The 26,591-nt window shown below is 52.9% G+C and carries 23 protein-coding genes and 1 pseudogene; 7 read left to right on the top strand and 17 right to left on the bottom strand.

The features are described from left to right. Positions 1-121: 121 nt before the first annotated feature. From modD to JC793_RS17115, 5 genes are read right to left on the bottom strand one after another with little or no spacing between them, the layout of a single operon-like run. Positions 122-967 (bottom strand): ModD protein, encoded by an 846-nt coding sequence (gene modD, locus JC793_RS17135; protein WP_218426794.1) that lies wholly within the window; start codon positions 965-967, stop codon positions 122-124. Next, on the bottom strand, positions 964-1,803 hold the full coding sequence (locus JC793_RS17130) for a class I SAM-dependent methyltransferase (protein ID WP_218426792.1): 840 nt from the start codon (positions 1,801-1,803) through the stop codon (positions 964-966). Before JC793_RS17130 ends, modD begins: the two co-directional genes overlap by 4 nt. A 2-nt stretch (positions 1,804-1,805) precedes the next feature. After that, on the bottom strand, positions 1,806-2,573 hold the full coding sequence (locus JC793_RS17125) for an ABC transporter ATP-binding protein (RefSeq protein ID WP_218426790.1): 768 nt from the start codon (positions 2,571-2,573) through the stop codon (positions 1,806-1,808). Further along, positions 2,570-3,583, bottom strand: coding sequence for a FecCD family ABC transporter permease (locus tag JC793_RS17120; RefSeq protein WP_046894684.1), 1,014 nt, complete (start codon positions 3,581-3,583; stop codon positions 2,570-2,572). The genes JC793_RS17125 and JC793_RS17120 overlap by 4 nt, the downstream gene beginning before the upstream one ends. Then, positions 3,580-4,605 (bottom strand): ABC transporter substrate-binding protein, encoded by a 1,026-nt coding sequence (locus tag JC793_RS17115; protein ID WP_218428486.1) that lies wholly within the window; start codon positions 4,603-4,605, stop codon positions 3,580-3,582. Before JC793_RS17115 ends, JC793_RS17120 begins: the two co-directional genes overlap by 4 nt. A 199-nt stretch (positions 4,606-4,804) precedes the next feature. Between JC793_RS17115 and gntR the strand changes: the two genes are divergently transcribed. From gntR to JC793_RS17095, 4 genes are all read left to right on the top strand, one after another. Further along, entirely contained in the window at positions 4,805-5,800 is a 996-nt protein-coding gene (gene gntR, locus JC793_RS17110) for a gluconate operon transcriptional repressor GntR (RefSeq protein ID WP_166708643.1), read from the top strand. A 170-nt stretch (positions 5,801-5,970) separates the two neighbouring features. Further along, entirely contained in the window at positions 5,971-6,513 is a 543-nt protein-coding gene (gntK, locus tag JC793_RS17105) for a gluconokinase (protein ID WP_046894681.1), read from the top strand. Continuing rightward, positions 6,510-7,847, top strand: a complete 1,338-nt coding sequence (gene gntU / locus JC793_RS17100) for a gluconate transporter (RefSeq protein ID WP_166708642.1) — start codon at positions 6,510-6,512, stop codon at positions 7,845-7,847. The genes gntK and gntU overlap by 4 nt, the downstream gene beginning before the upstream one ends. A gap of 269 nt (positions 7,848-8,116) precedes the next feature. Further along, the gene (locus tag JC793_RS17095; RefSeq protein WP_247717275.1) at positions 8,117-9,079 is read left to right on the top strand and encodes a methyl-accepting chemotaxis protein; all 963 of its coding nucleotides are present in this window, start codon (positions 8,117-8,119) and stop codon (positions 9,077-9,079) included. A gap of 2 nt (positions 9,080-9,081) precedes the next feature. On the opposite strand, the gene JC793_RS17090 is transcribed toward JC793_RS17095, so the two are convergent. The 5 genes from JC793_RS17090 to JC793_RS17070 form a co-directional block, all read right to left on the bottom strand. Further along, a complete protein-coding gene (locus tag JC793_RS17090; protein ID WP_166708640.1) occupies positions 9,082-9,639 on the bottom strand; it encodes a hypothetical protein in 558 nt (185 codons plus the stop codon). Next, positions 9,636-10,226 carry a ComF family protein gene (locus JC793_RS17085; RefSeq protein WP_247717274.1) on the bottom strand — a complete coding sequence of 197 codons (591 nt, stop codon included), beginning with the start codon at positions 10,224-10,226 and terminating at the stop codon, positions 9,636-9,638. The genes JC793_RS17090 and JC793_RS17085 overlap by 4 nt, the downstream gene beginning before the upstream one ends. Positions 10,227-10,410: 184 nt before the next feature. Further along, positions 10,411-11,367, bottom strand: a complete 957-nt coding sequence (locus JC793_RS17080; RefSeq protein ID WP_166708639.1) for a PfkB family carbohydrate kinase — start codon at positions 11,365-11,367, stop codon at positions 10,411-10,413. A gap of 9 nt (positions 11,368-11,376) precedes the next feature. After that, positions 11,377-12,777 carry a purine-cytosine permease family protein gene (locus JC793_RS17075; protein WP_166708638.1) on the bottom strand — a complete coding sequence of 467 codons (1,401 nt, stop codon included), beginning with the start codon at positions 12,775-12,777 and terminating at the stop codon, positions 11,377-11,379. After that, a complete protein-coding gene (locus JC793_RS17070) occupies positions 12,774-13,793 on the bottom strand; it encodes an ADP-ribosylglycohydrolase family protein (protein ID WP_247716807.1) in 1,020 nt (339 codons plus the stop codon). The genes JC793_RS17075 and JC793_RS17070 overlap by 4 nt, the downstream gene beginning before the upstream one ends. 248 nt (positions 13,794-14,041) lie before the next feature. Here JC793_RS17070 and JC793_RS17065 point away from each other — a divergent pair, with 248 nt between their 5' ends. After that, positions 14,042-14,779, top strand: a complete 738-nt coding sequence (locus tag JC793_RS17065; RefSeq protein ID WP_218426789.1) for a GntR family transcriptional regulator — start codon at positions 14,042-14,044, stop codon at positions 14,777-14,779. 69 nt (positions 14,780-14,848) lie between these two features. Here JC793_RS17065 and hisS read toward each other — a convergent pair whose 3' ends face one another. The 4 genes from hisS to hdcC form a co-directional block, all read right to left on the bottom strand. Further along, on the bottom strand, positions 14,849-16,120 hold the full coding sequence (gene hisS / locus JC793_RS17060; RefSeq protein WP_107679223.1) for a histidine--tRNA ligase: 1,272 nt from the start codon (positions 16,118-16,120) through the stop codon (positions 14,849-14,851). A gap of 10 nt (positions 16,121-16,130) precedes the next feature. Beyond that, entirely contained in the window at positions 16,131-17,573 is a 1,443-nt protein-coding gene (locus JC793_RS17055) for an amino acid permease (protein ID WP_166708634.1), read from the bottom strand. A 203-nt stretch (positions 17,574-17,776) separates the two neighbouring features. Beyond that, the gene (locus JC793_RS17050; protein WP_166708633.1) at positions 17,777-18,913 is read right to left on the bottom strand and encodes a histidine decarboxylase; all 1,137 of its coding nucleotides are present in this window, start codon (positions 18,911-18,913) and stop codon (positions 17,777-17,779) included. A 50-nt stretch (positions 18,914-18,963) separates the two neighbouring features. Further along, positions 18,964-20,325, bottom strand: coding sequence for a histidine-histamine antiporter (gene hdcC, locus JC793_RS17045; RefSeq protein WP_166708632.1), 1,362 nt, complete (start codon positions 20,323-20,325; stop codon positions 18,964-18,966). A 423-nt stretch (positions 20,326-20,748) separates the two neighbouring features. On the opposite strand from hdcC, the pseudogene JC793_RS19670 reads away from it, so the two are divergent. Beyond that, positions 20,749-21,054, top strand: a pseudogene (locus JC793_RS19670) (transposase); the annotation flags it as partial. Positions 21,055-21,207: 153 nt separating this feature from the next. Next, a complete protein-coding gene (locus tag JC793_RS17040; protein WP_243847067.1) occupies positions 21,208-22,650 on the top strand; it encodes an ATP phosphoribosyltransferase regulatory subunit in 1,443 nt (480 codons plus the stop codon). Between the two features lie 44 nt (positions 22,651-22,694). Here the strand turns inward: JC793_RS17040 and JC793_RS17035 are convergent, their stop codons facing one another. The 3 genes from JC793_RS17035 to JC793_RS17025 are packed head-to-tail and all read right to left on the bottom strand — an operon-like array spanning position 22,695 to position 26,479. Then, the gene (locus JC793_RS17035) at positions 22,695-23,921 is read right to left on the bottom strand and encodes an SGNH/GDSL hydrolase family protein (protein WP_247717273.1); all 1,227 of its coding nucleotides are present in this window, start codon (positions 23,919-23,921) and stop codon (positions 22,695-22,697) included. Further along, positions 23,884-25,074: an SGNH/GDSL hydrolase family protein gene (locus tag JC793_RS17030; protein ID WP_218426787.1), complete on the bottom strand. Its 1,191-nt coding sequence runs from the start codon at positions 25,072-25,074 to the stop codon at positions 23,884-23,886. The genes JC793_RS17035 and JC793_RS17030 overlap by 38 nt, the downstream gene beginning before the upstream one ends. Beyond that, the gene (locus JC793_RS17025) at positions 25,061-26,479 is read right to left on the bottom strand and encodes an MBOAT family O-acyltransferase (RefSeq protein WP_046894668.1); all 1,419 of its coding nucleotides are present in this window, start codon (positions 26,477-26,479) and stop codon (positions 25,061-25,063) included. Before JC793_RS17025 ends, JC793_RS17030 begins: the two co-directional genes overlap by 14 nt. Between the last annotated feature and the right edge of the window lie 112 nt (positions 26,480-26,591).

Raw genomic sequence — 26,591 nt, 5'->3', positions numbered from 1 at the left:
TTTCCTGTTACCGATATGTATTTATTTATATAACGACTTGCCGGACAAAAGGATAAAACGGCCGGTTCAGTAACCTGACCGGTTTATCCTTTAACTCACTATAGGGTTGTGCGGTTTTCCGTCAGCGCGGATATAACCGGACTTTAATATCCGCCGGGGACGCATAATACGGCGCGGACGTGACAAACAGCTTCACGCCGGTGTCCGCATACCGCCCGATGGTTTCTGCATTCAGCCCGCCTGCGGCAGACAGTATGCAGTCCGGTGCCAGCACCGCGGCCTCTTTGACGAGACGGCGGATATCATCAGGACTGAATTTATCCAGCTGTAACACATCCGGGTGTCCTTTCAGCGCCTGACGGGCCTCATCCGGATTATCCGCTTCGACAATAATGGTTTTTTCCGGCGCTTCACGGCGCAGTGCGGCAATGGCTGTGCACCAGTTTTCCGGCTCTGCCAGGAAGCGGCGGTGATTGGCAAACAGCAGAATGGTTTCCGAACAGCCCTGACGGTGAATGATGCCTTTTCCGGCCAGTACGGCAGCCGTTGCCAGCAGCTTGGTGCCGGGGATATTTTTACGGGTGCAGGCCAGCTGCGCATCCGGCTGATACTGACGGAGGGTATCCGTCATGCTGCGGGTCATGTGTGTCACGCCGCTGCTCCATTCGATCACATTCTGGACAATTTTCCAGCCCTGATGCAGGGCATCAGCACGTCCGGTGGCTGTCAGAAGGAGAGTACCGGCTTCGGCATAATCGCCGTCGTTCGCGTATAATTGAGCCTGTAAACCGAGTTTTTCCAGTAATTTCTGACCCAACACTAATCCGCTGACATAACCGGCCTGCTTGCAGGAAAAGTGCATTTCCCCGCTCTGCGCGCCGAGGCCGAGTGCGCGGGTGGTGAGATCGCCGTAATGAATATCCTCCAGCAGGAGGCTGTCCAGAAAGGCATCACTGTAGTAGATCACTTCTGGCCTCCCGGCAGCAGCAGAGCAGATTCCGGTACCACACTCCATGAAACCATGGCCCAGTCGCGGGTGGCCGGTACCACCGGCAGGCCGTCAGCCGCCTGCTTGTCGTAATAACGGCGCAGCAGGGTCATTTCATGGTCATCAAGCTGTCCCAGCGACCAGACCACACCGTCGGCAAACTGCTCAAACGTCATGTTGTCGCGGCTCTGGCAGTTCGGGCTGCGGATGAACTCCACGTCCGGATGAATGCCGAGTTGATTGAGGATATTCACCGCATAAATGTACGTCGGCAGCGTGACCGGCTTGCGGCCGATGGCGCGGATCACACGGATATCGACAAATGTCGGGCTGACAGTATGCGTGGTGTAAACCCGCAGCCGCGCGTGGCGGTTCAGTTTCAGCAGTGCGGCCTGTAAATCCATCACCAGTGTGGAGCGTGAGGCCACGGCGATATCGCACGGCGGCAGGGCTGACCAGTCATCTTCCCAGGCGCAGTGGCGGAAAGTGACGTGTGAACAACCCTGAGTCTCGGCCCGCTGGCGGGCGACTTTCAGCATTCCTTCGCTGTAATCAATGCCGGTGACCTGCTCAAAGCTGTCTGCCAGCTGTAACGCGACAGAGCCCGGTCCGCAGCCGACATCCAGCAGGGTTTTCGCGCCGGTAGTATCGACGATCTCTTTAAAGCGGATCAGGTACGGATCGGAGGGGTTCGCACAGTTTTGTGCCATTTTCTCCGCACGTTTATCCCAGTGTTCCGGATCTTTGCGGGTTCGTCCGGCCTGTGCGAGATGGTCGCGGTAGAGTTGTGCGAAATCGATATCATCAATAGTCATGATCATCCCTTATAAGCGGGCTGCGCAAAGTGCGCAGCAATATGTTCTGGTGTCACATGATAAAGTGCCGCCAGGGTTTCCGGTGTGAGCAGCGCGGCAGGTTTGTCCTGGCAGGCGGGACGGTCTTTGCTGAGCATCACAATGCTGTCTGCCACCGCCGCCGCATGCTGCGGGTGGTGGGTGGACATCAGTATGGTGATCCCTCTCTCACGTAACTGTTCGATTTTATTCAATAATTTTATCTGATTGCCGAAATCGAGGCTGGCCGCCGGTTCATCCATAATCAGCAGTCCCGGTTGCTGGACCAGGGCGCGGGCAATCAGTACCAGTTGTTTTTCCCCGCCGCTCAGACAGGAGTAGGTACGTTGTGCCAGATGGGCGATCCCCAGATGAGCCAGTTCCTGCTCCGCCATCTGCCGTTCGGCACGTCCCGGGGCGGCAAACAGAGAAAGGTGAGCACTGCGTCCGAGTGCCACCATATCCGCCACGCAAAAAGAAAACGGCATGTTGTGCGCCTGCGGTACATAGGCAACACGGCGGGCGAGTGCGGCGGCGCTCCAGTCACGCAGCGGAGTGTCATCAATGCGGATCTCACCGGCTTTTGGCGGCAACAGGCCGAGCAGGGTTTTCATCAGCGTGGTTTTGCCGCAGCCGTTAGCCCCGAGCAGACAGATGATTTCACCCTGATGTAATTGCAGATTTATGTCAGTGAGTATTAACTTCTCTCCGTAACCGACCGCCAGGCCGCGGGTGATCAGGACATTGCTCATCCGTTCCTCCGTGTCTGCAACAGCAGAAAAATAAAGAAAGGCGCGCCGACAGCAGAGGTCAGAATGCCGAGCGGCAGTTCAATCGGGGCAATAGTACGTGCCAGGGTGTCGGTCAGCAGCAGCATGATAGCGCCGATCAGCAGTGATACCGGCAACTGGTGACTGAAGTTGGCACCCACTAACAAACGGGTGATATGCGGGACAATCAGCCCGAGCCAGCCGATAATCCCGGCGACCGAGACGGCCCCGGCGGTGATCAGGGTGGCAGAAGCGATAAAGATCAGCCGTGTCAGCGTGACATTCAGCCCGAGTGTGCGGGCTTCCTCATCACTCAGACTGAGCAGATTCATGCGCCAGCGCAGCAGCAGAAGCGGCACCATCCCCGCGAAAATCAGCGGCGCAGTGGTTTTAATATCATCAGGCGAAATAGCGGACAGGCCACCGAGCAGCCAGAAGGTCATGGCAGGCAATTGAGTGTAAGGGTCGGCGAGAATCTTCATCAGTGAAATAGCAGAGCCGCACAGTGCGCTGACGGCAATCCCGACCAGCACCAGTGACAGCACCGGATCATGCTGACGGGCCAGCCGGGCGACGGAATACACCAGTCCGACCACACACAGCCCGCCGGTAAAGGCAAACAGCTGGATAGTCAGCATTGACTGACCGGCAAAAATCCCGAAGATTGCACCGACACCCGCGCCGGCGGAAACACCCAGAATATCCGGTGACACCAGCGGGTTACGGAACATGCCCTGATACGCCGCACCGGCCATGGCCAGCCCGCCGCCGATAATCAGCGCGGCGGCAATACGCGGCAGACGGATTTGCCAGAAGACGGTCATATCGCGGCTCAGTGCCGGATCATCCGCACCGGTATTGCCGGTGATTTTCGCCAGCACCACATCCCACAGTTGCTGCGGAGTTAGTGAGAACTTACCAACATTCAGTGCGATACCGGTGAGTAATACCAGCAGCAGAAGCAGTAACAGCGTTTTGGCGGAAGTGGTCATCGGGCTGATAACAGAGTGTTAATCTGTGCCTCCGATAACGGGGAGTGATAAAACAGACTGAAAAACAATCCGGTATCTGTTTTCAGATCCGCACTTTCCGGTTCAAACTGTGCCTGAAGGCGGCGCAGTCCTAAAAGCCGGTTCAGTCCCGGCGGACTGTCGAGCCAGCCGGACGGCAGTCCTGCATAGTAAAAAACCTGCTTATTCTTCACCGCATTCAGGCTCTGCCAGACCTCACCCTGCATAATCGCGTCATAGGTCACAGCATCCTGAGCGATAATAAAATCCGGGTTCCACAGCAACAGCTGTTCGGATGAGACCTCCGCCAGTCCCTGCATATCCGGGACATCCGCGACATTTTCAAATCCCAGTAATTCCGGGGCTTCGCTGTGAATGGAGCCGCGCAGTCCTGTTTGCAGACCTTTTGCACCGCGCGCCAGATAAAAACGGCGTTGGTGAGTCTGACGCCCGGCAAAGGCCGCGGCATCCTGAAGCCACTTTTCGGCCAGTTGTGCCTGTTGTTCCGTGCGTTCTGCTTCTCCCAGCAGCGCACCGGCCCGGCGCAGCAAATCCGGTGTTTGTGCCAGATTGCCGGACAACAGAATATACGGGATACCGGTCTGACGGCTGAAACGGGCTGCCTGTGAGCGGTAAGTGTCATCGGTCAGCCCGCTGTCAACAATCACGTCCGGCGCCAGCGCCGGCAGGGTTTCGGGGGAGAGCGTGCTGCCGCGTCCGGAGAGGCGTCCGGTGACTGGCAGAGCGCGCCAGCGGGGGGCAAAATACGGGCTGTTTTTAACTGACAGAGAAGCAAAGCCCGGCAGTTTTTCCGGGGCAACCGCAAACAGCAGCTGATCAGTCGGCGGGCCGCTGCTGACCACACGGTGAATCGCTTCCGGCGGCGGAAGCTGACCATAAATAAAGACCTGAGAAGGGCTTTCCGGCACGGCAGATAATGCCGGGAAGGAGAGCAGCAGTGCGCAGCAGAAAAGAAATCCGGAACAGAGGCGGTTGAGTCTCATCGTCATCAGTCGTCATTATCGTTATATGTATTATTATATAGCGGACGTTAGCGCAGAGCATGAGGTGAGTCAATAAAATCAGCGGTAAACAGGGAAGTAAGTCAAAATAAGGTAAAATCCCGGGCGGAATACGGTATAACTACGGGCTATTTCGGCGGATATGACGACACACAGACCAGTCTGTATTAAGATAAGCACTATGAAGAAAAAACGCCCTTCGTTACAGGACGTGGCTGACCGCGTTGGTGTAACCAAAATGACTGTCAGCCGCTTTTTGCGCAATCCTGAGCAGGTTTCTGAAAAACTGCGCGGCACCATTGCCCGTACCCTGGATGAACTGGGGTATATCCCGAACCGGGTGCCGGATATTTTATCCAACGCCACCAGCCGGGCTATCGGTGTGCTGCTCCCTTCGCTGACCAACCAGGTCTTTGCGGAAGTGATCCGTGGTATTGAAACTGTTACTGATGCAGCAGGTTACCAGACGATGCTGGCGCACTACGGTTATCAGGCGGAGAAAGAAGAAGACCGTCTGGTCTCTCTGTTATCCTACAATATCGATGGTCTGATCCTGGCGGAACGCACACACACGCCCCGTACGCTGAAAATGCTGGCAACCGCCGGGATTCCGGTGGTGGAGCTGATGGACAGTGTGTCTCCCTGCTATGATTCCGCCGTCGGGCTGGACAACCGGCGCGCGGCATTTGAAATGACGCAGGCGATGATTGAGCGCGGCTGCCGCCGCGTGATCTACCTCGGTGCACGTCATGACGAACGGACATTCATGCGTCTTCAGGGTTACGAACAGGCGATGCGGGATGCGGGACTTGAGCCGGGTAATGTGATGACGCAGGAAAGTTCATCCTATTCGCTCGGGGCGAGACAACTGCACCAGGTCCGGGCTGATTATCCGGATGCTGACGGACTGTTCTGTACCAACGATGACCTCGCGATCGGCGCTATTTTTGAGTGCCAGCGCCTCGGCATCCGTATCCCGCAGGATCTGGCAGTTGCCGGGTTCCACGGCCATGATGTCGGCCGGGTGATGACACCGAAACTGGCGAGTATCCTCACACCGCGTGACCTGATGGGACGCCGTGCGGCAGAAGTGCTGCTGGCGCGTCTGCGCGGTGAACTGCCGTCTCAGCAGATAGTTGATGTCGGCTTCGAATTATTACCGGGAGAGAGTATTTAACGGCTCCCGGCCCCTCCTGATGTGACAGGAATTTCGTTTGAGATAACTGTCACAATTTATTCATCTGAAAACAGTGTTTGATTGCATTGTAACCATATCCGTTGGTAATGTTACCGGTAATAGTTACCGGTAACATGTCCGGTGATAATGACCGCATAAGAGGAATTGTTATGAGTGATAGCCAAAAACCACATCACGCCTTTGTATTGATGGGGGTTTCCGGCTGCGGAAAATCCGCTGTGGCTAACGGGGTTGCAACCGGGCTTAATGCGGCCTTTCTGGACGGAGATTACCTGCATCCGCGCGCCAATATTGAAAAAATGGCGGCGGGGCACCCGCTGAATGACGCCGATCGCGAGCCGTGGCTGAAAGCCATCAATGACGCGATTTTTGCCATGCAGCGGACGAATGAACTTTCCGTGATCGTCTGTTCGGCACTGAAAAAAAGTTACCGTGATATTTTGCGCCGCCAGAACAAAAATTTGTCATTTATCTGGCTGAAAGGGGATTTTGAGCTGATCGAAAGCCGCCTGAAAGCCCGCAAAGGGCATTTCTTTAAACCGGAAATGCTGATCACCCAGTTCGATACATTAGAAGCACCGGACACGGCCGACGAGCAGGATGTGCAGGTGCTGGACATTCAGCCGCCGCTTGAGGATGTGATTACGGGCGCGGTTCAGATTATCAGACAGGTTTCCGGAGGTCAGTCATGACAACATTAACCCTGGTATTAACCGCTGCCGGGTCGGTCTTACTGCTGCTGTTCCTGGTGATGGTGGCGCGGCTGCACGCCTTTGTGGCGCTGATGATTGTCGCTATCGGTGCAGGGCTGTTCTCCGGCATGCCGCTGGAGCAGATTACACAGACCATGCAAAACGGGATGGGCGGCACGCTCGGTTTTCTGGCGATAGTGGTCGCACTCGGGGCGATGTTCGGCAAAATTCTGCATGAAACCGGCGCACTTGACCAGATTGCGGTAAAACTGCTCAACTCATTCGGTGAAAAACGGGCGCATTACGCGCTGGGGATCGCCGGGCTTATCTGCGCACTGCCGCTGTTTTTTGATGTGGCGATAGTGCTGCTGATCGGTGTGGTTTTCGCGGTTGCCCGCCGTACCGGCGGTAACGTTGTGCGCCTGGCGATCCCGCTGTTTGCCGGTGTGGCGGCGGCTGCCTGCTTCCTGTTACCGGGACCGACACCGATGCTGCTGGCGGATCAGATGAATGCGGATTTCGGCTGGATGATCCTGATTGGCCTGTGTGCGGCGATTCCGGGTATGATCCTGGCCGGCCCGCTGTTCGGTAACTTTATCAGCAAATTTGTCACCCTGGAGCTGCCGAAAGACCTGACTGAACCTGCGCTCGGACAGAGCAAAATGCCGTCATTCGGCCTGAGTCTGGCGCTGGTGCTGTTCCCGCTGGTGCTGGTCGGGCTGAAAACGATTGCTGCACCGATGGTGGACCCGAAATCAGAGCTCCACGGCTGGCTGGTATTTATCGGACACCCGTTCCTGGCGATTCTGATTGCCTGTCTGGTGGCGATTTACGGCCTGGCAATCCGCCGTGGCATGAGCCGCAATAAAGTGATGGAAATCTGTTCTGCCGCTATCCAGCCTGCAGGGATTATCCTGCTGGTGACCGGTGCCGGCGGGGTGTTCAAACAGGTGCTGGTGGACTCCGGTGTGGGTCCTGCGCTGGGTGAATCACTGATTGGCGCAGGGCTGCCGATTGCCGCTGCCTGCTTTATTCTGTCTGCTGCTGTCCGTGTTATCCAGGGTTCCGCAACCGTTGCCTGTCTGACCACCGTTGGTCTGGTATTACCGGTTATCGGTGAACTGGGCTATTCCGGCGCACAACTGGCGGCACTGTCAGTCTGTATCGCGGGCGGCTCTATTGTACTGAGCCACGTGAACGACTCCGGTTTCTGGCTGTACGGGAAATTTACCGGCGCCACCGAAGCACAGACCCTGAAGACCTGGACGCTGATGGAAACCATCCTGGGGACCACCGGGGCCATCGTCGGTATGCTGTTCTTCGCCTTCCTGTAATATCTGCATTTTCATTCTCAGGCAGCGGATTGATAAGATCCGCTGCCTTTTTTATCACTCCCCGCCGTCCGCATAATATTCCTGTTTTTTCCGCCGATAGTAAATCTGTCCCCGGCGGCAATCCGCGCTATTTCCCAGTGTTATATTATCTGTATTAACCGGAATTAACATGCTGAATATAATGAAAAAATGGATTTTTTTTACAAAAAAAACAGCCCGTTGTCTTCCTGGAGGAACCGGAGGTTTATCCGGCACCGTCAGAGCACGTGATGACGGGAAATGCAGATGAACAGAAGCACTATCACGGTGAAATTTTGTGCCGTCACTTACTGGATGGTATCGCGGCGATAGAAATTATCCGCAACTCCCTGCTGGATTCCGGCACCCGCCTGGCGGGGGAACAGGGGACACTGGATGAAATCGCTATGCATAACAGTGAAACCCGCCGTTATATGCAGGAGTTGTGCAGTGTGCTGGATGATATCAGTGAGCATGCAGATAAAGGGCTTGATTACACTCAGAAGCTGGTCTCGGTGCTGGGACAGATTAATCAGAATATTAATAACATCGAGCGCCTCGCCAACCAGACTAACCTGCTGGCGGTTAACTCGGCGATTGAAGCGTCTCATGTCGGTAGCCGTGGTGCCGGATTCTCTGTTATTGCCCGGGAGATCAAACAGTTATCCGGAGAAATTCAGGATGAAGCCATCAATATCACCACATTTACCGGTAAAATCAAATCACACGCCAAAGCGATCCATACGGATGCGGAAGATAATCAGAAGCTGGTGAGCAGCATCCGCGATATTGCGGTTCAGGCGGAAGAGCGTTTACAGGATATGATCACCAGTTCCTCCCGGATGGAAGCAATTATCCGTTTTGTGGCAGTGCAGCAGTTTCTCAATACCGTCAAACTGGATCATGTTATCTGGAAAGGGGATATCTACCGCCGCCTGCTGGACGGAAATGCAGACTTATCGGTTAATGACCATACCCAGTGCCGTCTCGGCAAATGGTATTACGCTGACGAAGGGCAGCGGTTTATCGGCCATGATGCTTACCGCAGACTGGAAAGGCCGCACCGGATAGTCCATCTTTCCGGGCGCCTGGCGCTGGAAGCCAGGGCTCAGGGCTCGCTTCATGATGAGGAACGGCATTTATCCGCGATGGAGGACGCCAGCCGGGAAGTGATTGAGAACATCGATGATCTGCTGGCATCGATCAGTTACTGAAATCAGGTGAACAGTGTGATTTGTCTGTTTTTCAGTTGTGTGATTTTTTCGGATAACTGAATTTTCTTGTCTGCGGCGGCAAAGGCATCCGGTGGCATATGGCTGACCAGTTCACTGAGATGATCCGGAGATTTAACAACAAGAAATTGTTTTTTATCCCGGATAAACACCACGGAATATTTTTTCTGATTTAATAATTCCAGCACATTACTGAGAGTGCCGGTACTGCGGCTGTCCCAGATCATCAGTCCGCAATCCGCGTCAGCGGCCATCGCTAAGTCTTTCGCTGTAAAAAATGCCCTGCTTCCCGGCGCACAGGTGGTTTCTGTTACCTGTACAGGCCAGTTTCCGAGGTTATGTCTCGGAACCCGGGAACTGCTGAAGACGGTGACGTGATGATAACCGGATTGTTTCAGAAATTGCTGAACGGCTGAATCCGCCCCCGCGGCATCACCGACAATAATGCGGAGATGCCGGGCGGTTATTTTTTGCAGCCGTTCAGTGACCAATGGGTCTAATACTTTAATTTTAATCGATCCTGCGACGAAAATCGTCGTCATACCGGTCTCCAGGTGAGTGCAGCCACATAGATGTTATTCACTTTACTATAACCGCGAAGAACTTGACAGGCTGACTCCAGTGACGCACCGGTATGGTACAGGTCATCAATTACCACGACATTCCGGCATCCGTCATTTTGGATTTGATCAAAAACAGAAAAGCTTTCACCGATGGTATTCAGTTTTTCCTGTTTGTCAGTCAGATTTTTGAGCGGAGTGTTACCGGGTTCTTTCATCAGCAGATGATCAAAATGCGGCAGGTCTGTTATTTTTGAAACTATCCGGACAATTTCTGTTACCGGCTGGCGGGAACGGGCGGTAGAGGCGGGCATGGGAAGGACGAAACGCGCATCCGGAAAACGGATTTTTATATTATCCGCAAGGCACCGGGCGAGCGGGTCAAGCTGAGACCAATCCTGTTTATATTTCAGCCGGTATAGTGCTTCACCCACTTCTGTTCTTTTGGTATCAAACTGCATGTGCCCGGCGCTGTTTTCACCCAGTGGTTTGCTCCATTCGGTGTGTTTATCCAGGGCGAACCCCGCTTTCCAGCTCCCGTAGAGAGGTTTGATATTGGTCTTCATCATCAGTCCTTTGGTAACGAATACAACATGGTGATTGAAGGGTGATTAGAGATTATTCTTTTGGATGATGCACGTTTCCGGCGGATGTTTTGCGGGCAGAAGTGTAAAATAAGGGAGTAATACGTATAAAAAACCCCCGGAAACCGGGGGCTGAGTGAACATCGCTGTCGGGTAAACAGGCGGTGTATCAGGGGTGATGATGTAAAAATTCACTTAATTCACGGCGGGTAGGCGCACCGTCAGACCCCGGACGGCTGACCACAATGGCGGCAACCGCATTACCGATCCGGACGGCATCCGTGAGCGTCAGCCCGCAGGCCAGACCGGCGAGAACACCGGCGCAGTGACTGTCTCCGGCGGCGATGGTATCGGCCACCGGTACGCTGAAGGCCGGGATTTTTACCGGCTGCTGTCCCGGCTGACACACCACGGCACCTTCTTTATCAAAGCGGGCGATCAGCGGCAGTCCGTAACTGTCTGAAAACGCCTGTGCATCATCTGTCTGTATCTCAAACTGCCTGCCGCCCCGCGGATTAAGCTGTGCCAGCTCATCACGGTTGACGGTCAGCAGTGGTTTTTTCGTCAGCAGCTTTTCAATAAAGTCCGCATCAATATCCCGCAGACGAGGACCAAAATCCGCAAACAGGGTTTTATCATCACTCTGTGCCAGCAGCCAGTTACGCAGCGGCGCACTTTCCGGGCTGACCAGTTCATAACCGGAAACATAAATCAGCGCATTGTCCGGCACCGGGATTTGTGCGAGCAGTTCTTCACTCCAGTGCTGCTCACAGCCTTCGATAGTGATAAAAGTACGCTCTTTACTTTCTTCCACCAGTGCCAGACACCAGCCGTTATCATGCGACGGATGGCGCAGCAGAACCGGCAGATTTTCCTTTTCCATCGCGGCAATGACCTGCTTTCCCCAGCTGCCGTTTCCGGCGGGGATGCCGTTGACCGGCACAATACCGAGACGGCTCAGGGCACGGGCGACGTTAAAGGCGCAACCGCCGATCTGCTGCCCGAGGGGCAGTGCGCTGATATCATCCCCGCTGCGCGGCAATGCGTTCACTTCCAGCATCACATCACCGAAAGCGGCGCCGATAACCACAACCGGACGCTGGGGTGTCAGTAACGATACATCCATCAGTTCAGATTAACTCCGTGCCGGTTTCATCATCAGTGTCAGGCGGTATGCCGCCATGCTCACCAGGAAGGAGACAAACAGCCCCAGACTGGAATTCTCAAACACACCGGTGGCAAACGGCCCGTTAATAAAGCCGGTGTTGGTGACCAGCAGCCCGGCAACCGAGCCGCCGAGCCAGCACAGGAACGTCGGCAGGATAACGCCGGTGTCGCCGTACAGAGAAACTTCGTCGTAACCGGCTGTTTTGTGTTTGCTGTAGTAATCGGTGATAAAAATCGCCGCCCAGGACGCCAGGAACAGCCCGCAGAACACCAGGAATGAAATAAACGGCCCGAGGAAATCACCGGAAACAAACAGAACATAAATCGCGATAGCCAGCACAATCACACCATCAAGGGCAACGGCGGTGCGCTGTTTGAGTTTGATCCCCATACTCAGCAGGTTCAGACTGGCGGAATAGAGGCTGAGGACGGCAATAGTGACAATCCCCGCCACGGCGGCAGCCAGATACGGCACGGCCATCCAGGACGGCAGCAGACCGCCGATCGCGGCGATCGGGTTTTCTTCCGCGGCCAGATCAGGCAGTTGCGCGGTCAGCAGAATACCGGTCAGGATCAGCAGCAACAACGGCAGCGCAGCGCCGCCGACCACAGAACCGAAAATACGGCTGTGGGATGAGGACGGGCTCTGATCACGGCTGTAATCCGCCCCGGCAATCGCCCAGCTGATGCCGGTTCCGGCGGCGATGATGGAAACCGCCGGCAGGAAACCGGTGATCCAGCTGCCGGAAGGACGGCTGAACAGTGCCTGCCAGTCCGCGGTGGCCAGCAGCCAGAGTACAACAAACAGGGTCATTGCCCCGAAAATCCGCGTGATCCATTTCTGCATCAGCAAAACGGTGTTCTGCCCGAGAATACTGACCAGTACTGTCAGCCCGCCGAATAATACCAGCGCAACAGCCGTCATCAGGTGTCCGCTGCCCAGACCGATGGCGGTAAACAGCGCGGCGAGCGTCAGTGTGCCGGTGATGATATTCACGGCTTCCCAGCCCATCAGGTTAAACCAGCAGAAAGCGGTCGGCGCGATATTACCGCTTTTGCCGAAACTGGCGCGGGAGAGGGTGAGAGTGGTGGTCCGGCCGATTTTACCGGCGATACTGGTGATCCCCACTAAAATAAAGGAGGCGACACCTGCCATCGCTGCTAAAACGGACTGAAAGAAGGACAGCCCGAACGACACAATAATCGCGCCGTAGACCACGCCGAGAATACCGATATTGGCGGCACACCAGACAAAGAAAAGTTCGGCCGGTTTTTTGGTCTGCCGGGAGGGCGGGATCAGACCGATCCCCAGTTCTTCTATCGTCGGATCGGTTTTGTTCAATGCTGAAGGTGCAGATTGCTGACTCATGACATCATCCTGTTCGTCGCGGCATACTCCTGCCTGAACTGCGCCAGACGGCGGGCATACGGCGTAAAATCGATATTATTTGTATGATTTATCAATGCGATACTGTCAGCATCAAAACTGTCAATGCCGTGAATTGCGCCGCAGATAGCCGTTGCCATGGCACCGATGGTGTCCGTGTCTCCGCCCAGATTTGCAGCCAGTACCGCACAGCGTACGGGATTGGTGTTGGCTAAATCCGCGAGTGCAATTGCACACGGGATAGATTCAATATTATCCATACCGGCGCCGACTATCTCATAAAGATCGGTCAGTGCCTGTTCTTCGTCCGTACGCCCGCGGACCACATTGAGCGCGTACATAATCCTCCGTCCCAGCAGCGGGCTGAAGGTGGATTCGAACCGGCGCTGAACAGAATCAGCCAGCGGTATGACAGCTTGTTTTATCGCAGACCAGTCAGTGCCCTCAACAGCCAGACTGACGGCCCGGGCAATCACGACAGCACCGGCAATGGCGATATCGGATTTGTGGGTCGGCAGACAGGAGAGCCTGACCTGCTCAATAAAACGTTCTGTATTATATGATGGCATCAGGCAACCGACGGGCGCGACACGCATCGCGGAACCGTTGGTCACACCATTTGCCTCTATTTTATCTAAAGGTATTCCCTGGTGTATGGCATTCAGCGCAGCTTTTGATGTCGGCCCCAGAATATTTTTTTCAAACGCCTGTATCCGGGTAGCCCATGCCATGATGTGGCGGGCGATCGTCTGCGGGACGACCGCACCGTGCTCCTCAATAATGGCATCCATCAGGGCAACACACTGACTGGTATCATCGGTAAATTCCCCGGCAACAAACTCGTTGGCGGCAATATTCTCCTCCGGGCCCGGCAGGAAAGTGTCAATCCAGCCGAAGTGCTGACGGACACGGCTCTTTGGCCAGAGTTCCGACGGCATGCCCATGGCATCTCCGGTTGCCTGCCCGTAAAGACAACCGAGAATACGTTTTTCTGTCACACTTAACGGGACTGCTGCTGATTGTGTCATTTATTATTATCTGAACTGGTGTTGAATGAATTAAGAACAAAATATTTGTTATTGGTATGGGACTGCTGTGTGGCCTTTGTCTTTACTGAGTATATAATAGACTACAAATAAGTCCAGTTGAAGTCCAGTTGGGGCGATTTTAATCAGTATGTGATAGCGGACACAAAAGTTGCTACACTGTTTTCAGCCGTTATCCGCAGCATGACAGGAACCTATTTGTGGAACATGATTTTCTCACTTTTTTACAGCACCGGTTTGATCAGCAATCAACTGTTCCGTTATATATTCAGTTAAAACAAGGGATTGAAGACGCCATTACACAAAAGATGCTGACGCACGGCTGTGTTCTGCCGTCTGAGCGCCGTTTGTCTCAGTCGCTGGGTGTATCCCGCGTTACGGTAGTAAAAGCACTGGACTTACTGCTGAAACAGGGACTGGTGGTGAAACATCACGGCAAAGGCACGCAGATTAATCTGCCGGTACAGTACAACCTGTCCGGCGGGGGATTTTCCGCACAGGCGGCCGGCAGCGGCAAGGTGTCCAACCGCTGGCTTATTCGTCAGCTGGACTCTGTACCGGACTCTCTGGCCCCGGAACTGGAATTATCCGCAGGTGATACCATGGCGGTGATTAAACGTGTCCGGCTGGTGGATGATATTCCGGTGTCGCTGGAAACCATGTTTATTCCGGAAGCCTTTCTGCCGCGCCCTGATTTGCTGGACGGTTCACTGTACGCACACTGGCTGGCACAGGGTATTGAGCCGGATGTGCAGGAGTATGCGCTTTCTATCTGTCATCCGTCAGAAGAAGAGGCGAAACTGCTCTCTATCCCGCCGACAGCGTCACTGATGAAAATTATCCTCAGAAGCCGCGATAAAGCGGGCAGAGTACTGGAATACGGTACAGCTATCTGCCGCAGTGATTTCTATCATTTCCACTTTACAGTAAAAGCCTGACAGCAAAAAAATCAGAAAGCAAAAAAGCACTGCAAAACAGTGCTTTTGATAATATTACGTTGCTGTTTATCAGGCCATCGCGGTGATGGTTTTATTCAGTAACGCATTGGCGAGTGTCTCTGCGGTCACCGTTTCATTGGTGTTCGCGGTAAGATCCCACAAGCCTATCTGTCCGTCATGGTTAAGCGTCACAATGTAACGGCAGCCGGATTTCAGCGCGCTGCTGTGCTGACGCTTCAGTTTGGCACGGGTGAAATCATTCAGGATTTTATATTGCGGTAACTGATGGCGCAGTGTGTTAGCCAGTAATAATGCTTCCACATTCTGTGCCGGATCTTCATAGGTCACCACGATATCCGGCTGATTAACAATCGCTTTATCCAGGCCAAGGGTCTGGATCAGCAGTAACAGCCGTTCGATCCCGATAGCAAACCCGGAGGCCGGTAACTGTTTGCCGCTGAATAATTCAACCAGACCATCGTAACGGCCGCCGCCGCAGACTGTCCCCTGTGATCCCAGCTCTTCGGTGATCCACTCAAACACGGTGCGGGTGTAGTAATCCAGCCCGCGCACCAGACGCGGATTGACCACGTAGGCGATGTTTTCGCTGTCCAGCAGACGGCGCAGTTCATCAAAGTGCTGTTGTGATTCTTCGCCGAGGAAGTCCAGCAGGCGCGGTGCCGCTTCAATCATCTCCTGCATATCCGGATTTTTGCTGTCCAGGATACGCAGCGGGTTGGTTTCCAGACGGCGCAGGCTGTCCTCATCCAGCAGTGCCTTGTGCTGCGTAAAGTAATTCACCAGTTGCTGACGGTGCTCTGAGCGCTCTTCCGGTGTCCCGAGGGAGTTAATCTCCAGGCGGACGTGTTTATCCACGCCGAGCGCCTTAAAGATATCTTTCACCATAAAGATAAGCTCCGCATCCACATCCGCCCCCGGCATACCGAAGGTTTCCACCCCGAACTGGGTGAACTGGCGCAGACGGCCTTTCTGCGGACGCTCATAGCGGAACATCGGGCCCTGATACCACAGGCGCTGCGTGGTGTTGTAGCACATGTTGTTCTCAATCACGGTCCGGACGCAACCACTGGTACCTTCCGGACGCAGGGTGATGTGCTCGCCGCTTTTATCGAGGAAGTTATACATCTCTTTTGAGACGATATCGGTGGATTCACCGACAGCGCGTTCAAACAGGGCAACCGGTTCCAGAATCGGCAGCCTGACCTCCTGATAGCCGTAGCGGGAAGTGATATTCCGGATCCGGTTTTCCAGCCACTGCCAGACCGGTGTTTCTTCCGGAAGCACACTTCTCATCCCTCTGATTGACTGAATCTTTTCCATTTTTAGTCCTCTATATACAGTTTCTCTGTGAGAAATTCCGGCTGTCATCATTGTCAGCCGATAACGCCATCTCAGCGGTCTGCTCAGTGCAGATCCCCGGGATGTACGACAGGGCGAGCCCGGGACAGGGATCAGTAGTGTTTTTTTCACGGCGCATTATAAAAAACAGATACAGCGGAATGGTCACCATTTGCAGCACCATGCCCCAGAACAGCGGTTTGGTGCCGGCGCCTGTCAGCGCGACCATAATGAATCCCAGACCGATCAGGCTCAGAGTGGCGTAAATAATAAAAGTACGTCCGTACTGCATTTTTTTGGCGATCATGGCGATCGGCAGGGAAATCACAGCAAATGCATACGGGATCAGACTGGCGGATACCGCAAGAATAATGATGTTGCGGAACTGCTGTTCCAGGCTCGGTGAGATGGTAAGTAACAACACGGCGCTCATCATCCCGGCGGTGCAAATCAGTCCTTTATACGGGACACCATGACGGTTCACATCGGCAAAAAAACGGGGAAATGTGCCTTCTTCCGCCGCAGAGCGGGGAACTTCAGTCTGTAAAATCTGCCAGCCCGGCAGTGCGCCGAAGCAGGCAATAATCGCGAGTGCAGAGATAATCTGTCCCGCATGTGCGCCCCACAGATAGCGGGCGGTATCCGCAAACGGCGCGGTGGAGTTAACAAGCTGTTCGTGGGGCAGAATCCCCATCATGACATTGGTGGAACTGAGATAGCAGGCGGCAGCAATCACCAGCCCGATAATCGTTGCCAGCGGAATATTGCGGTGCGGATTAATCACCTGGGCAGATGAAACCGACGCGGATTCAATTCCCAGGTAGCCCCACAGCGAAATAGCGGCGGCGGCAAAAATAGCATCTGTGTTACTGGTCTGAGTAACATTAAAACTGGTGATGTAACGTGTGTAATCAAAACTGGTCCAGCCGAAAATACTGATGCTCAGAATAACGGTGAGCATACAAAGGCCGGTAAAAATCTGCGCATAGCCGACGACTTTTGCGCCCTGCAAACCCAGCAGAACGAAAGCCCAGAGAATAATAATAGCGGTAATAGCGGCGTAAAGCGGAGTGTGAAGTTGCGGAAAGAAGTAAGAGAGATAACCGACACCGGAGATCAGTAAGGCACAGTTGCCTATCCAGGTCGAAAGCCAGTAAAAAAGTGATGTCTGTAACCCGATATACTGCCCGAATGTCCGGCCGATGTTGGCAATCACGCCGCCTTTACAGGGGGAGATTTCACCGGTTTTGGCGAACACCAGCGCCAGTGCCAGCACGCCGCAGAAGGTCAGCAGGCCGCCCCACAGCGCGACAGAGCCGATATGCGCCAGGGAGGAGGGTAACATAAACACGCCGCTTCCCATCATATTGGAAGCCGTCATAATGATCAGGGCTGTCAGGCCCATGCGGTGGGTGGGTTTACCATTGGGAACCATACCATTTTGTCCTCACAGAAATACTCCAGCTGCGGATGAGGGAGCAAAAAATCTCACGATCAGAGAACTGAGCCGTGTTTTTTGGTCTTTTTTCTTGCATCATCCTGTGTCGCTGTATAGGTTAGAGAGCGTTGCCGGCAGGATTGGCGTCTGCGCCGGCAACGAACCGTAAGGGGGCAGTGGATATTTACCACTGCCTTTTTTTATGCCGCGTGTAAGTTAAAATCTGCGATAACATCGTCGATCAGTTTGTCGATCTCTGCGGTATCCAGATGGTGTGCGGTGGTGATCAGGTGAGCCACGTCGCCGGATGTTGCCAGGCAATGTTCTTTCCAGACGCGTTCTGACGGGCAAGGGAACACAACAGTGATGGAGTTCTTGTTGCGCCATGCATTGATGCCGGCTTTCTGCATACGGTCAACAGCGTACTGCGCCATATCCAGGCTGCGGGTGATGCGGCGTTTCCACTCTTCAGTTGAGTGTGAACGGACAGCTTCCCACAGCATCAGTGGTGTGTGACCGTTACGTGAACCGGTGATGGTTTTGTCGTGTGCGGAGATGTAGTCGATTTCAACAGAAATACGGTCTACGTTTTCTTTCTTCGCAACAACGATACCGCAAGGGATTGGTGAACCAATCATTTTGTGGCCGGACACACCGATGGAGTCGATACCGTCTGCAAAAGTGAATGGCTGTGCATCATCAACGAATGGCAGGATCATGCCGCTCAGTGCCGCATCGGCGTGCAGATAGTAATCTTCACGTTTGATACCGGCTGCTTTCAGGCGTTTCTGAATTTCTGCGATATCATCGATTGCACCGCGGACAGTGGTACCGATGTTAGCAAAGATGATCGGATGCGCTTCTTTATCGTCAGCGATTTTTTTCATCAGATCGTCATAGTCGATTTCGCCGCTTGGCAGAGATTCAACAACCTGAGATTTGATGCGCAGTAATTTAACGATTTTTGCAACGGAATAGTGAGTATCTTTTGAATAGTACAGGGTACCGTCAGGGAAGATTTCACGGCCCAGGTAGCAACCGAACATATTACCTTCGGTACCGCCGTTGGTGACATAACCCCAGCTTTGTTCAAACGGAATTTTGAACAGGTCTGCGAAATACTCCATCACTTCTTTTTCGAAATCGAAAGAGTTCAGCAGGTAGTTGCAATATTCGCCCCAGTCACCGCAGTTATTGATAGAGAAACGTAAGAAGCGTTCCAGATTGGTGTAATCAAAATCCGCTGATTCAGGATAGCCGATGTTGAAATACTGGTTTTTTACGCAATAAGCCCAGAATGCATCAAGTTTGTTTTGATCATTGATAGACAGAGTCATACTTAATTACCTCTTGTTTTTCAAAATTGAAGACTGTGAAGCGGAGCAAATCACGCTTTGTTTTGTTCGTCATTGATATACAGGATGTCGTTGCCTTTTTTCGCACGGCCGGCAGCCACGAAGCTGAACAGCGGGATAGTGACGGACATCATGACCAGACCCCAGAACATAGAATCAGAACCGGAACCTAACAGGGCAAAGACACAGTAGATAATGCCGATAACCACCAGGACGTTATAGAAAATGAATGTTCTGCCGCGATTCATTTTTTTGGAAACCATGATGATTGGCAGAGAAATCAGTGCATACATGTATGGCAGCAGAGATGCGAAGACAGACATCAGAATGACGATTTCAAACTGTTTGGCCAGGTTTGGTGATGCGGTCATTAACAGCACCAGGCTCATCAGCACACCGGTGAAAATCAGGCTTTTCATCGGAACGTCATTTTTGTTCACATCGGAGAAGAATTTAGGGAACAGACCCTGGTCGGCACCGGCACGCGGACCTTCAGACTGAAGGATTAACCAGCCGGAGATTGAACCGAAGCAGGCGATGATACTCAGGATAGACGCAACAGTACCGGCGGTTTCACCGAACATGTAACGGGCAGCATCCGCAAACGGCGCAGCAGAGTTAACCAGTTCTTCATGCGGAACCAGACCCATGATAACGGTGCAGCTGCCGACGTAGCAGACTGATGCAATCAGCAGACCATAAACGGTGGCACGCGGAACAGTGTATTCGGGTTTGTCGACCTGGCCGCTGGAAACCACTGCGGATTCAACACCCAGGAAGCCCCACAGTGCGATAGATGCCGCAGTAATAATAGCAGTGGTATCACTTTTACCGGTGCCGTTATAAACCTGAGAGAACATCTGCGGATCGAACCAGAACCAGCCGATGACACCGACACCGAGAACAACAACCAGCATGCAGCTTGCAGTGAATGACTGCGCACGACCGGCGACACGGGCACCGAAGCTGGCTAACACCACGAAGCCCCACAGAATCGCGATAGCAACGACACTGCCGATAGCCGGGTTTTTCAGTTCAGGGAAGAAGTAGCTGAGGTAGCCGACACCGGCAACCAGCAGCGCGACGTTACCGACCCAGGCACTGATCCAGTAACAAACTGTGGTCTGGAAACCGATAAACGGACCGAAAGCATCGCTGGCGTAAGCCACGATACCGCCGTTACGCGGTGTGATAAGACTGGTTTTGGCGAAAACTAATGCTAATGCGATAACACCAATGATTGTAAATAACCATCCCCATAAGGAGATGTAACCGACGCCCGCGAGGTTAGTCGGCAGCATGAACACACCGGAACCCATCATATTTGATGCGGTTACCAGGGTCAGCGCGACCACCCCCATTTTATGGGCGGAACTGGCACTCATGTTTCCCATAATGCTTTTCCTGTAATGATTGTTTAATTGGAAAGGTGCACCCGATGACAATTACCGAGATAGGGGAAACTTAATTTTTAAATGTCGTTCTAAATTTGATGTTGATCAAAAAAAACAGCGCTTCCATAACAGTTTCGGCTGAAAATGAATATTTTATGAGCCGTTTTTCAGTAAGTGACTCTGTCCCCCTTTTTTGGCGTTAATAGTTCAGCTTTTTGTGTGGTTATTATTTTACTTTTGTCATGCGGGAATGAACAAACAGGTTAAGTAAAAAATAAATATACTTTTTTCAATACGATAAAAAATAATGGCATTCAGAAATAAAAACGGGTTTTATGATATGAGTTAAAATAACAAAACCGGTTTTGTATTATATTACTCATTAGATAAATTGATTACTTTTAGCGATTGGAGCGCTGACCTATGCCAAGAAGAGAGCGCCTTTATTTTCCGGGATTACCACAGCTGATTAAACTTAACGGGCACAATCATGAAAAGCTCTTTCAGGAAGAGAATGATTACGCCCGCTTTCTGACCTGTATTGACAGGTCTTTAGAATCATACAATTGCGAGCTTCATGCATATTCACTTCAGGCTGATACCGTATTATTGCTGCTGACACCAAAATCAAAAGAAGATTTAAGCCGCTTCATTCAACACATCGGACGCCAGTATGTTCCTTATTACAATAATAAATATCAGCGCAGCGGTGCATTATGGGATCGGCGTTATAACAGTTGTCTGATTGAAGCAAATTCCTATTTTCTTTTGGTCTCTCAATATGTTGATACACTCACATCCGACCAGTCAGAATATAATGACAGACATAACTTAAATTATTCAAGCTATGCTCATAACGCCGGGGAATGTACTATTCCGAGAATGACTGAACACCAGTGTTATTTACAATTAGGAAAAACACCGGAAGAGCGTGGTATCCATTACCAGCATTTTTTATATACCACCATCAGCCCGTCAGTTATTGAGCGAATCCAAATCTGTCTGAATCAGAATTGCGTACTGGGCACGAATCAGTATTGCCAGAAACTGGAATTTGAAGTGAACCGGACCGTGCGCCCGCATCAGAGCGGACGGCCGCGCAAACATTACAGTAATGATGTGGCGGACTGGATCTGGCTGGAGAACCGCGCCTCTAAACTGCTGGCACGTTATTGTTATCAGGAAATCCGTTTTCCGCTGCTGGAATACTGGGATGACCATATGAAGAATACGGCCGCATTCGCAGAGGATAACCATAACGGACCTAAGCTCAATTGCAGTCATCCGGCACTGTTGCGCGGTGAGGGGACGATGGGCTGCCTGCGGGTGATTGCACAGCATCAGCGTTTACAGTCGAAAAGTAAGTTATGGTATATCGGTGCGATGTTCCGCAATGTGGCCGGACAGAAGCAGGATTTTGAACAATATCACCAGATTGGTGTGGAAGCCTTCGGCTACGATAATATTGATATCGAGCTGGAGCATATTTTAATGCAGTATGATTTTTTCAGCTCATTGCATCTTACGCCGTATATTGAACTGAAAATAAATACCGCGGGCAGTGAAGAAGAGTTCAGCTGTTTCCGTCAGGCACTGAGAGACTATTATCAGCCGTTTCTGCCGTTCTTTGAGGAGCCGTGGCTGGCCAGACTGAAAGATAAACCGGAGCAGTTATTATCCGTACCGCACAAGCTGCTGGATATCGTCAATAAAAAAGCCCCCCGGCTCAGTGAGTTTCTCTCTGAAACATCCGCCGCCCGCTTCCGTCAGTTACTTGAATCCCTTAACCGCCTGAAAATTCCGTACAGCGTAACGCCGGAGCTGTATCCGGTGAATAATTACTGCCATACCCTGTTTGAATGGCGCACCACCCATCCGGACAGTCACGATGAACTGTTATGCCGCGGCGGGCGCTATGATGCCAGCGCGTCACATCTGCTCGATAAACAGATGGCGGTCAGCGGTTTTGCCTTTATGCTCGATCCGATTATTTTCCTGATCCGCAAATGCCACAAACAACTGCTGCGTCAGAATGCAACCGATGTGGTGCTGATCCCGGAAAACACCCGTGCCGCCGGACACGCGCTGATAGTCGGCCGTCGTCTGCGCACACTGTTCCCGCAGTTCACCATTAAAAATGATTGTTCGGGGATGCGGATCAGTACCTGCCGCAAGAATGCGGAGCGTAACGGCAGCCGTTTTATTATTGTGGTGCCGTCAGAGAATGATAAAGAGCTGGAACTGACCGATAAAGATAACGGAATGATTCAGTTTGTGAATGAGAATGCCATGATCGGGGTTCTGGGACACAGCGTAAACGGCTGAGAGGAGAGACTCCGCAGATAATCAGTTATCTGCGGAGTAGCGGGTTACTGTTGACTGAGCAGGGCTTCCAGCGCGTTATAGAGTGCGGTGGCACTCTTCTCATAACCCGGACCGGAGAGATGGACTTTATCCGGCCGTGCGAGATCACGCAGCACCCAGCTGTTGATCGCACAGTCGCCGCCCATGAACTGCTGCCAGTCCCAGTAGAGTAAGCCTTCATTTTTCGCGACAGACTTCTGGATCTGCATTACATTGTGCAGATTGGCCGGCTGTTGTGAACGGCAGTCAGGTGCGGTTTTGTTCTTGATGCTGTCGCCCGGGCCGACCAGCAGGATCACCGCATCCGGCATGGTATTGCGGATATTGCGCACCACATTGGTCAGCTGCTGACGGTAGAGATCCAAATCCAGCGTATCATTAAAGGCTTCGTTGGTGCCGTAAGCCAGGATCACCATTTCCGGATCGGTCTGCGCCAGGGTATTCACCCACTGCGGCTGCCATTTTTCCGTCATGGCGATGGTGGCACCGTTGATACCGACAGATGAGAGCATCACACCCGGATGATTGCGGGTAATAAACCAGCCGCCGATATTCAGCGGGCTCTTCTCATTCGCGGTGATGTCTGCCGGGAAGGTCACCGGCACACTGTCAGAAAAACGCCATTCTGAGGACGGCGTCAGGTTCAGCGTGCCGCCTCTGCCGCCGCGTACCGCAACGGAGGCCGGATAACCGGTCTGGTACAGCACCTGCATATCATACTGATAAGAGGACGGATTGCGCTCTTTCATCGTCAGGGTGCTGTGCGGGGTCAGCGGCGAAATAATAAAACCGCCCAGAGGGAAGTTTGGTGCATCATCTTTACGGCTGGTCAGGAATGACCACTGTTTTTTCGGCTCAGTGAAGACGAAGTTTGCTGTGCGCTGCCCGGCAATAATGCTCGGCGGCACAAAGCCAATCCCCGCATTGCCGTAACGCGCCTGGAATTTATCACGCAGCGTGCCGGAGAAAAAATCCGCCGCGGTGTGAGAGTCACCAATCTGGACAATATGAACACGCGCGGACGGGTCCCGCAGGCGGTGTGCCAGGCGGCTGAGATTCGGATCGCCGTAGTTGGTCAGATCATTGCGCGACACCGGTGCCGGTGTCTCCGGCTGTATCCACGGTTTATCCTGCGTGTTCTGGCAGGAGAGCAGGGAAAGCGCTGCGGCAAACAGGGCTCCGGCTCCGGCCAGCTTAAGGGGCCACGACGGGCGTTTTTGTTGTTTCATCATGTGTTTCTGTGTTTTCCTGCGCCGCCGGGGTTTCCTCCGGCGCAGCATTAAATTTAATCAGATCAAATACCGTGTCAGCAATGGCTTTCTGACCTTTGTAGGTAAAGTGAATACCGTCACCGCTGCGCAGCTTGATATTGCTGCTGCCGTCACCGGGGTAGTCTGAATAGATATTATCCTGATATTTGAAAATGGTATTCGCGGACAGCCAGATTTCACCGGCATTGTTAATTTCCGTCTGATAAACACCACTCAGATAGTGTACACCATCCGACAGCTTATCTTTTCGCATATTCGGCGGTCCGATCCAGATGACGTCCACACCCTGTATCCGGGCTGTTAACAGAATATCCTGAATCCGCTTGCGGTACTGTGCTTCCCATTCCGGCGACTTAAAGCGCAGATAACGCCCGCCACCCTCCGGCGGCATGTCCCACGGATCATTCGGGCCAAGGAACACCACCAGCAGGCGGATATCCGGGTTGGCTGCCAGAGTGGTTCTGATAGTCTCCGGCCAGTTAAAAAACTTCGGATACGTCAGGCCGGTACTCTGTTTGCTGAGGTTGATACTCTCAATGCCGTAGGCTTTGGCCAGACGGGATTGTAACACAGGCGCGACCCCCTGCATGAGGGAATCACCCGCGAAGAAAACTTTATCCCCGGCGGCCAGGTCAATAACGGATTTCGGTGTCTTTTTCGTCAGGATGTGTTGTGCCACCTGTTCCGGGTTGAGCTTCAGCACAGAACCGGCGATGGCCGGACGTTCCCGGTTCAGCAGTTCAGGGAAGGTGACTGACAGCGCGGCAGCCGGATAACGGTAGCCGTTGATAAAATGCAGCCCCACCTGAAACTCTTCCGGGAATGCCGTATTGCCGGGAACTGCCTCTTCTGCTTCCTCAACAATATGATTGCCCTGTGCATACGTCCACAGCGTCTCTCCGGCGGCCACCACGCCTTCCTGAAGGTAACCCCCGAGATCCCATCCGTAATGCCCCTCCAGCTTCGCCCACGGCGCAGGCTGGTGGTAGGTCTGTTCCCAGTAACGGGCCAGCGGGTTCTGATTCAGCCAGACCAGTGCCACGGTCGCTGTCAGCACAATAAAGACGACCTTCAGTGCCCGCTCGAGATTTTCTGTAAAATCAAAAATTCGCATAGATAAAACCCGGCATTCCTGAAGGAGAGAAAATAAAGACCAGCGTCATAAAGAGTGCCAGCGGTAAAGGATACCAGACCCATGAGATCCGCCGGTAATAGTGTCCGGCGCGGTGATACAGACTGACGCACAGCGGATAGATAATCAGCAGCAGCCAGAAAGCGATAATCAGCGGTGCGCTGGCCGTCACTGAGGCAATAAAGCCGTCAGCAGTCAGCTGAGTCAGCATGGTGACCGCATCACTGAGGGTGGCGCTGCGGAAGAAAATCCAGGTCAGACACAGCACATGGAAAGTGAAAATCCGGGCGATCCAGACCCCGGTTTTCTGCCACAGAGTCTCTGCCGGATCAGTGCGCGGCGGCAGCAGTTTGTGTTTGATATTCATCAGCACAATCCCCAGCCCGTGCAGTGCACCCCAGATGATAAACGGCAGTCCGACACCGTGCCAGATCCCGGAAATCACCATCGCGATAAAGGCATTGAGGTTCATCCGCAGCCAGCCCTTGCGGTTACCGCCGAGCGGGATATAAATATAATCACGGATAAAGGTGGAAAGACTGATGTGCCAGCGTGCCCAGAACTCTTTCAGGTTGGTGGCAAGATACGGTGCATTGAAGTTCAGCGGAACCCTGAACCCGAGCAGCATGGCAATCCCGGTAACCAGGTTGGTGTAACCGGAGAAGTTAAAATAGATATTCCAGGCATAGGCGTAAACGGCCACCAGAATCTCACCGGCACTGTAATTGACCGGTGAACTGAAGACCGGGTTGGCGAAGTTTTCCGACAGATAAGCACTGAATAAAAACAGTTTTACCATCGCCAGCGTGATCAGCAGCAGCGCTTTTCTGTAATCAATGATTTCCCGTGAGGCCGCCTGCACCTGCGGCATAAAGGCTTTGGCGCGGTTTATCGGCCCGGCGACAATGCTCGGGAAGAAGCAGAGATAGAGTACCACATCCCAAAATGGCGCTTTTTCAATCTCTTTGCGGCAGACCGACACCACATAGCTGACAGAATGAAACGCGTAGAATGATAAGCCCAGCGGAGCCAGCACGGAGAGCACCGGCAGTTCAACCTCGACACCGGCCTGCAGCAGCGCGCTTTGCAGGGATTCCTGCATAAATCCGTAGTATTTGAAAACCGTAAAACAGCCGATGATCCCTGCTGCCAGCAGGCTGTATATGGCCCGTGCGGACAGGCGGCTGCTCAGAATATTGGTCAGCAGATAAATGAACAGGGTATAACCGGCCAGCACATAGGCGAAGCTTGCCTGAAATGAGAAAACAAACAGGTAACTTGCTGCAATTAAAAGAATATTCTGTAAACGGGTCTTTTTTTGACAGAGCCAGTAAATCAGAAAAAAAGCAGTAAAGGAGGCAAGGAATTCAAATGAAAAGAAATTCATATCAGGCTCTGTGCAGGCTTGTTGAAAATGTCATAATTAGCGTGCTGAGTATAATATAAGTTATCAACCACGATTCAATAAGAATGATGAGATGCGATAAAAAAACCCGCGT

The sequence above is a fragment of the Morganella morganii genome (assembly GCF_019242955.1).
Lineage (GTDB): Bacteria > Pseudomonadota > Gammaproteobacteria > Enterobacterales > Enterobacteriaceae > Morganella > Morganella sibonii.
Note: the sequence above shows the minus strand (reverse complement) of the source record. Positions and strands in the feature narration are given on the sequence as shown.

What these genes read in the sequence shown, in the direction of transcription:
- JC793_RS17035 (WP_247717273.1), bottom strand. Translation starts at nt 23,921, where the DNA reads ATGATGAAACAACAAAAACGCCCGTCGTGGCCCCTTAAGCTGGCCGGA.
- JC793_RS17050 (WP_166708633.1), bottom strand. Translation starts at nt 18,913, where the DNA reads ATGACTCTGTCTATCAATGATCAAAACAAACTTGATGCATTCTGGGCT.
- JC793_RS17130 (WP_218426792.1), bottom strand. Translation starts at nt 1,803, where the DNA reads ATGACTATTGATGATATCGATTTCGCACAACTCTACCGCGACCATCTC.
- JC793_RS17115 (WP_218428486.1), bottom strand. Translation starts at nt 4,605, where the DNA reads ATGAGACTCAACCGCCTCTGTTCCGGATTTCTTTTCTGCTGCGCACTG.
- gntR (WP_166708643.1), top strand. Translation starts at nt 4,805, where the DNA reads ATGAAGAAAAAACGCCCTTCGTTACAGGACGTGGCTGACCGCGTTGGT.
- JC793_RS17125 (WP_218426790.1), bottom strand. Translation starts at nt 2,573, where the DNA reads ATGAGCAATGTCCTGATCACCCGCGGCCTGGCGGTCGGTTACGGAGAG.
- JC793_RS17025 (WP_046894668.1), bottom strand. Translation starts at nt 26,479, where the DNA reads ATGAATTTCTTTTCATTTGAATTCCTTGCCTCCTTTACTGCTTTTTTT.
- gntU (WP_166708642.1), top strand. Translation starts at nt 6,510, where the DNA reads ATGACAACATTAACCCTGGTATTAACCGCTGCCGGGTCGGTCTTACTG.
- JC793_RS17120 (WP_046894684.1), bottom strand. Translation starts at nt 3,583, where the DNA reads ATGACCACTTCCGCCAAAACGCTGTTACTGCTTCTGCTGCTGGTATTA.
- JC793_RS17090 (WP_166708640.1), bottom strand. Translation starts at nt 9,639, where the DNA reads ATGACGACGATTTTCGTCGCAGGATCGATTAAAATTAAAGTATTAGAC.
- JC793_RS17095 (WP_247717275.1), top strand. Translation starts at nt 8,117, where the DNA reads ATGACGGGAAATGCAGATGAACAGAAGCACTATCACGGTGAAATTTTG.
- hisS (WP_107679223.1), bottom strand. Translation starts at nt 16,120, where the DNA reads ATGGAAAAGATTCAGTCAATCAGAGGGATGAGAAGTGTGCTTCCGGAA.
- JC793_RS17040 (WP_243847067.1), top strand. Translation starts at nt 21,208, where the DNA reads ATGACTGAACACCAGTGTTATTTACAATTAGGAAAAACACCGGAAGAG.
- hdcC (WP_166708632.1), bottom strand. Translation starts at nt 20,325, where the DNA reads ATGGGAAACATGAGTGCCAGTTCCGCCCATAAAATGGGGGTGGTCGCG.
- JC793_RS17085 (WP_247717274.1), bottom strand. Translation starts at nt 10,226, where the DNA reads ATGATGAAGACCAATATCAAACCTCTCTACGGGAGCTGGAAAGCGGGG.
- JC793_RS17080 (WP_166708639.1), bottom strand. Translation starts at nt 11,367, where the DNA reads ATGGATGTATCGTTACTGACACCCCAGCGTCCGGTTGTGGTTATCGGC.
- JC793_RS17055 (WP_166708634.1), bottom strand. Translation starts at nt 17,573, where the DNA reads ATGGTTCCCAATGGTAAACCCACCCACCGCATGGGCCTGACAGCCCTG.
- gntK (WP_046894681.1), top strand. Translation starts at nt 5,971, where the DNA reads ATGAGTGATAGCCAAAAACCACATCACGCCTTTGTATTGATGGGGGTT.
- JC793_RS17030 (WP_218426787.1), bottom strand. Translation starts at nt 25,074, where the DNA reads ATGCGAATTTTTGATTTTACAGAAAATCTCGAGCGGGCACTGAAGGTC.
- JC793_RS17075 (WP_166708638.1), bottom strand. Translation starts at nt 12,777, where the DNA reads ATGAGTCAGCAATCTGCACCTTCAGCATTGAACAAAACCGATCCGACG.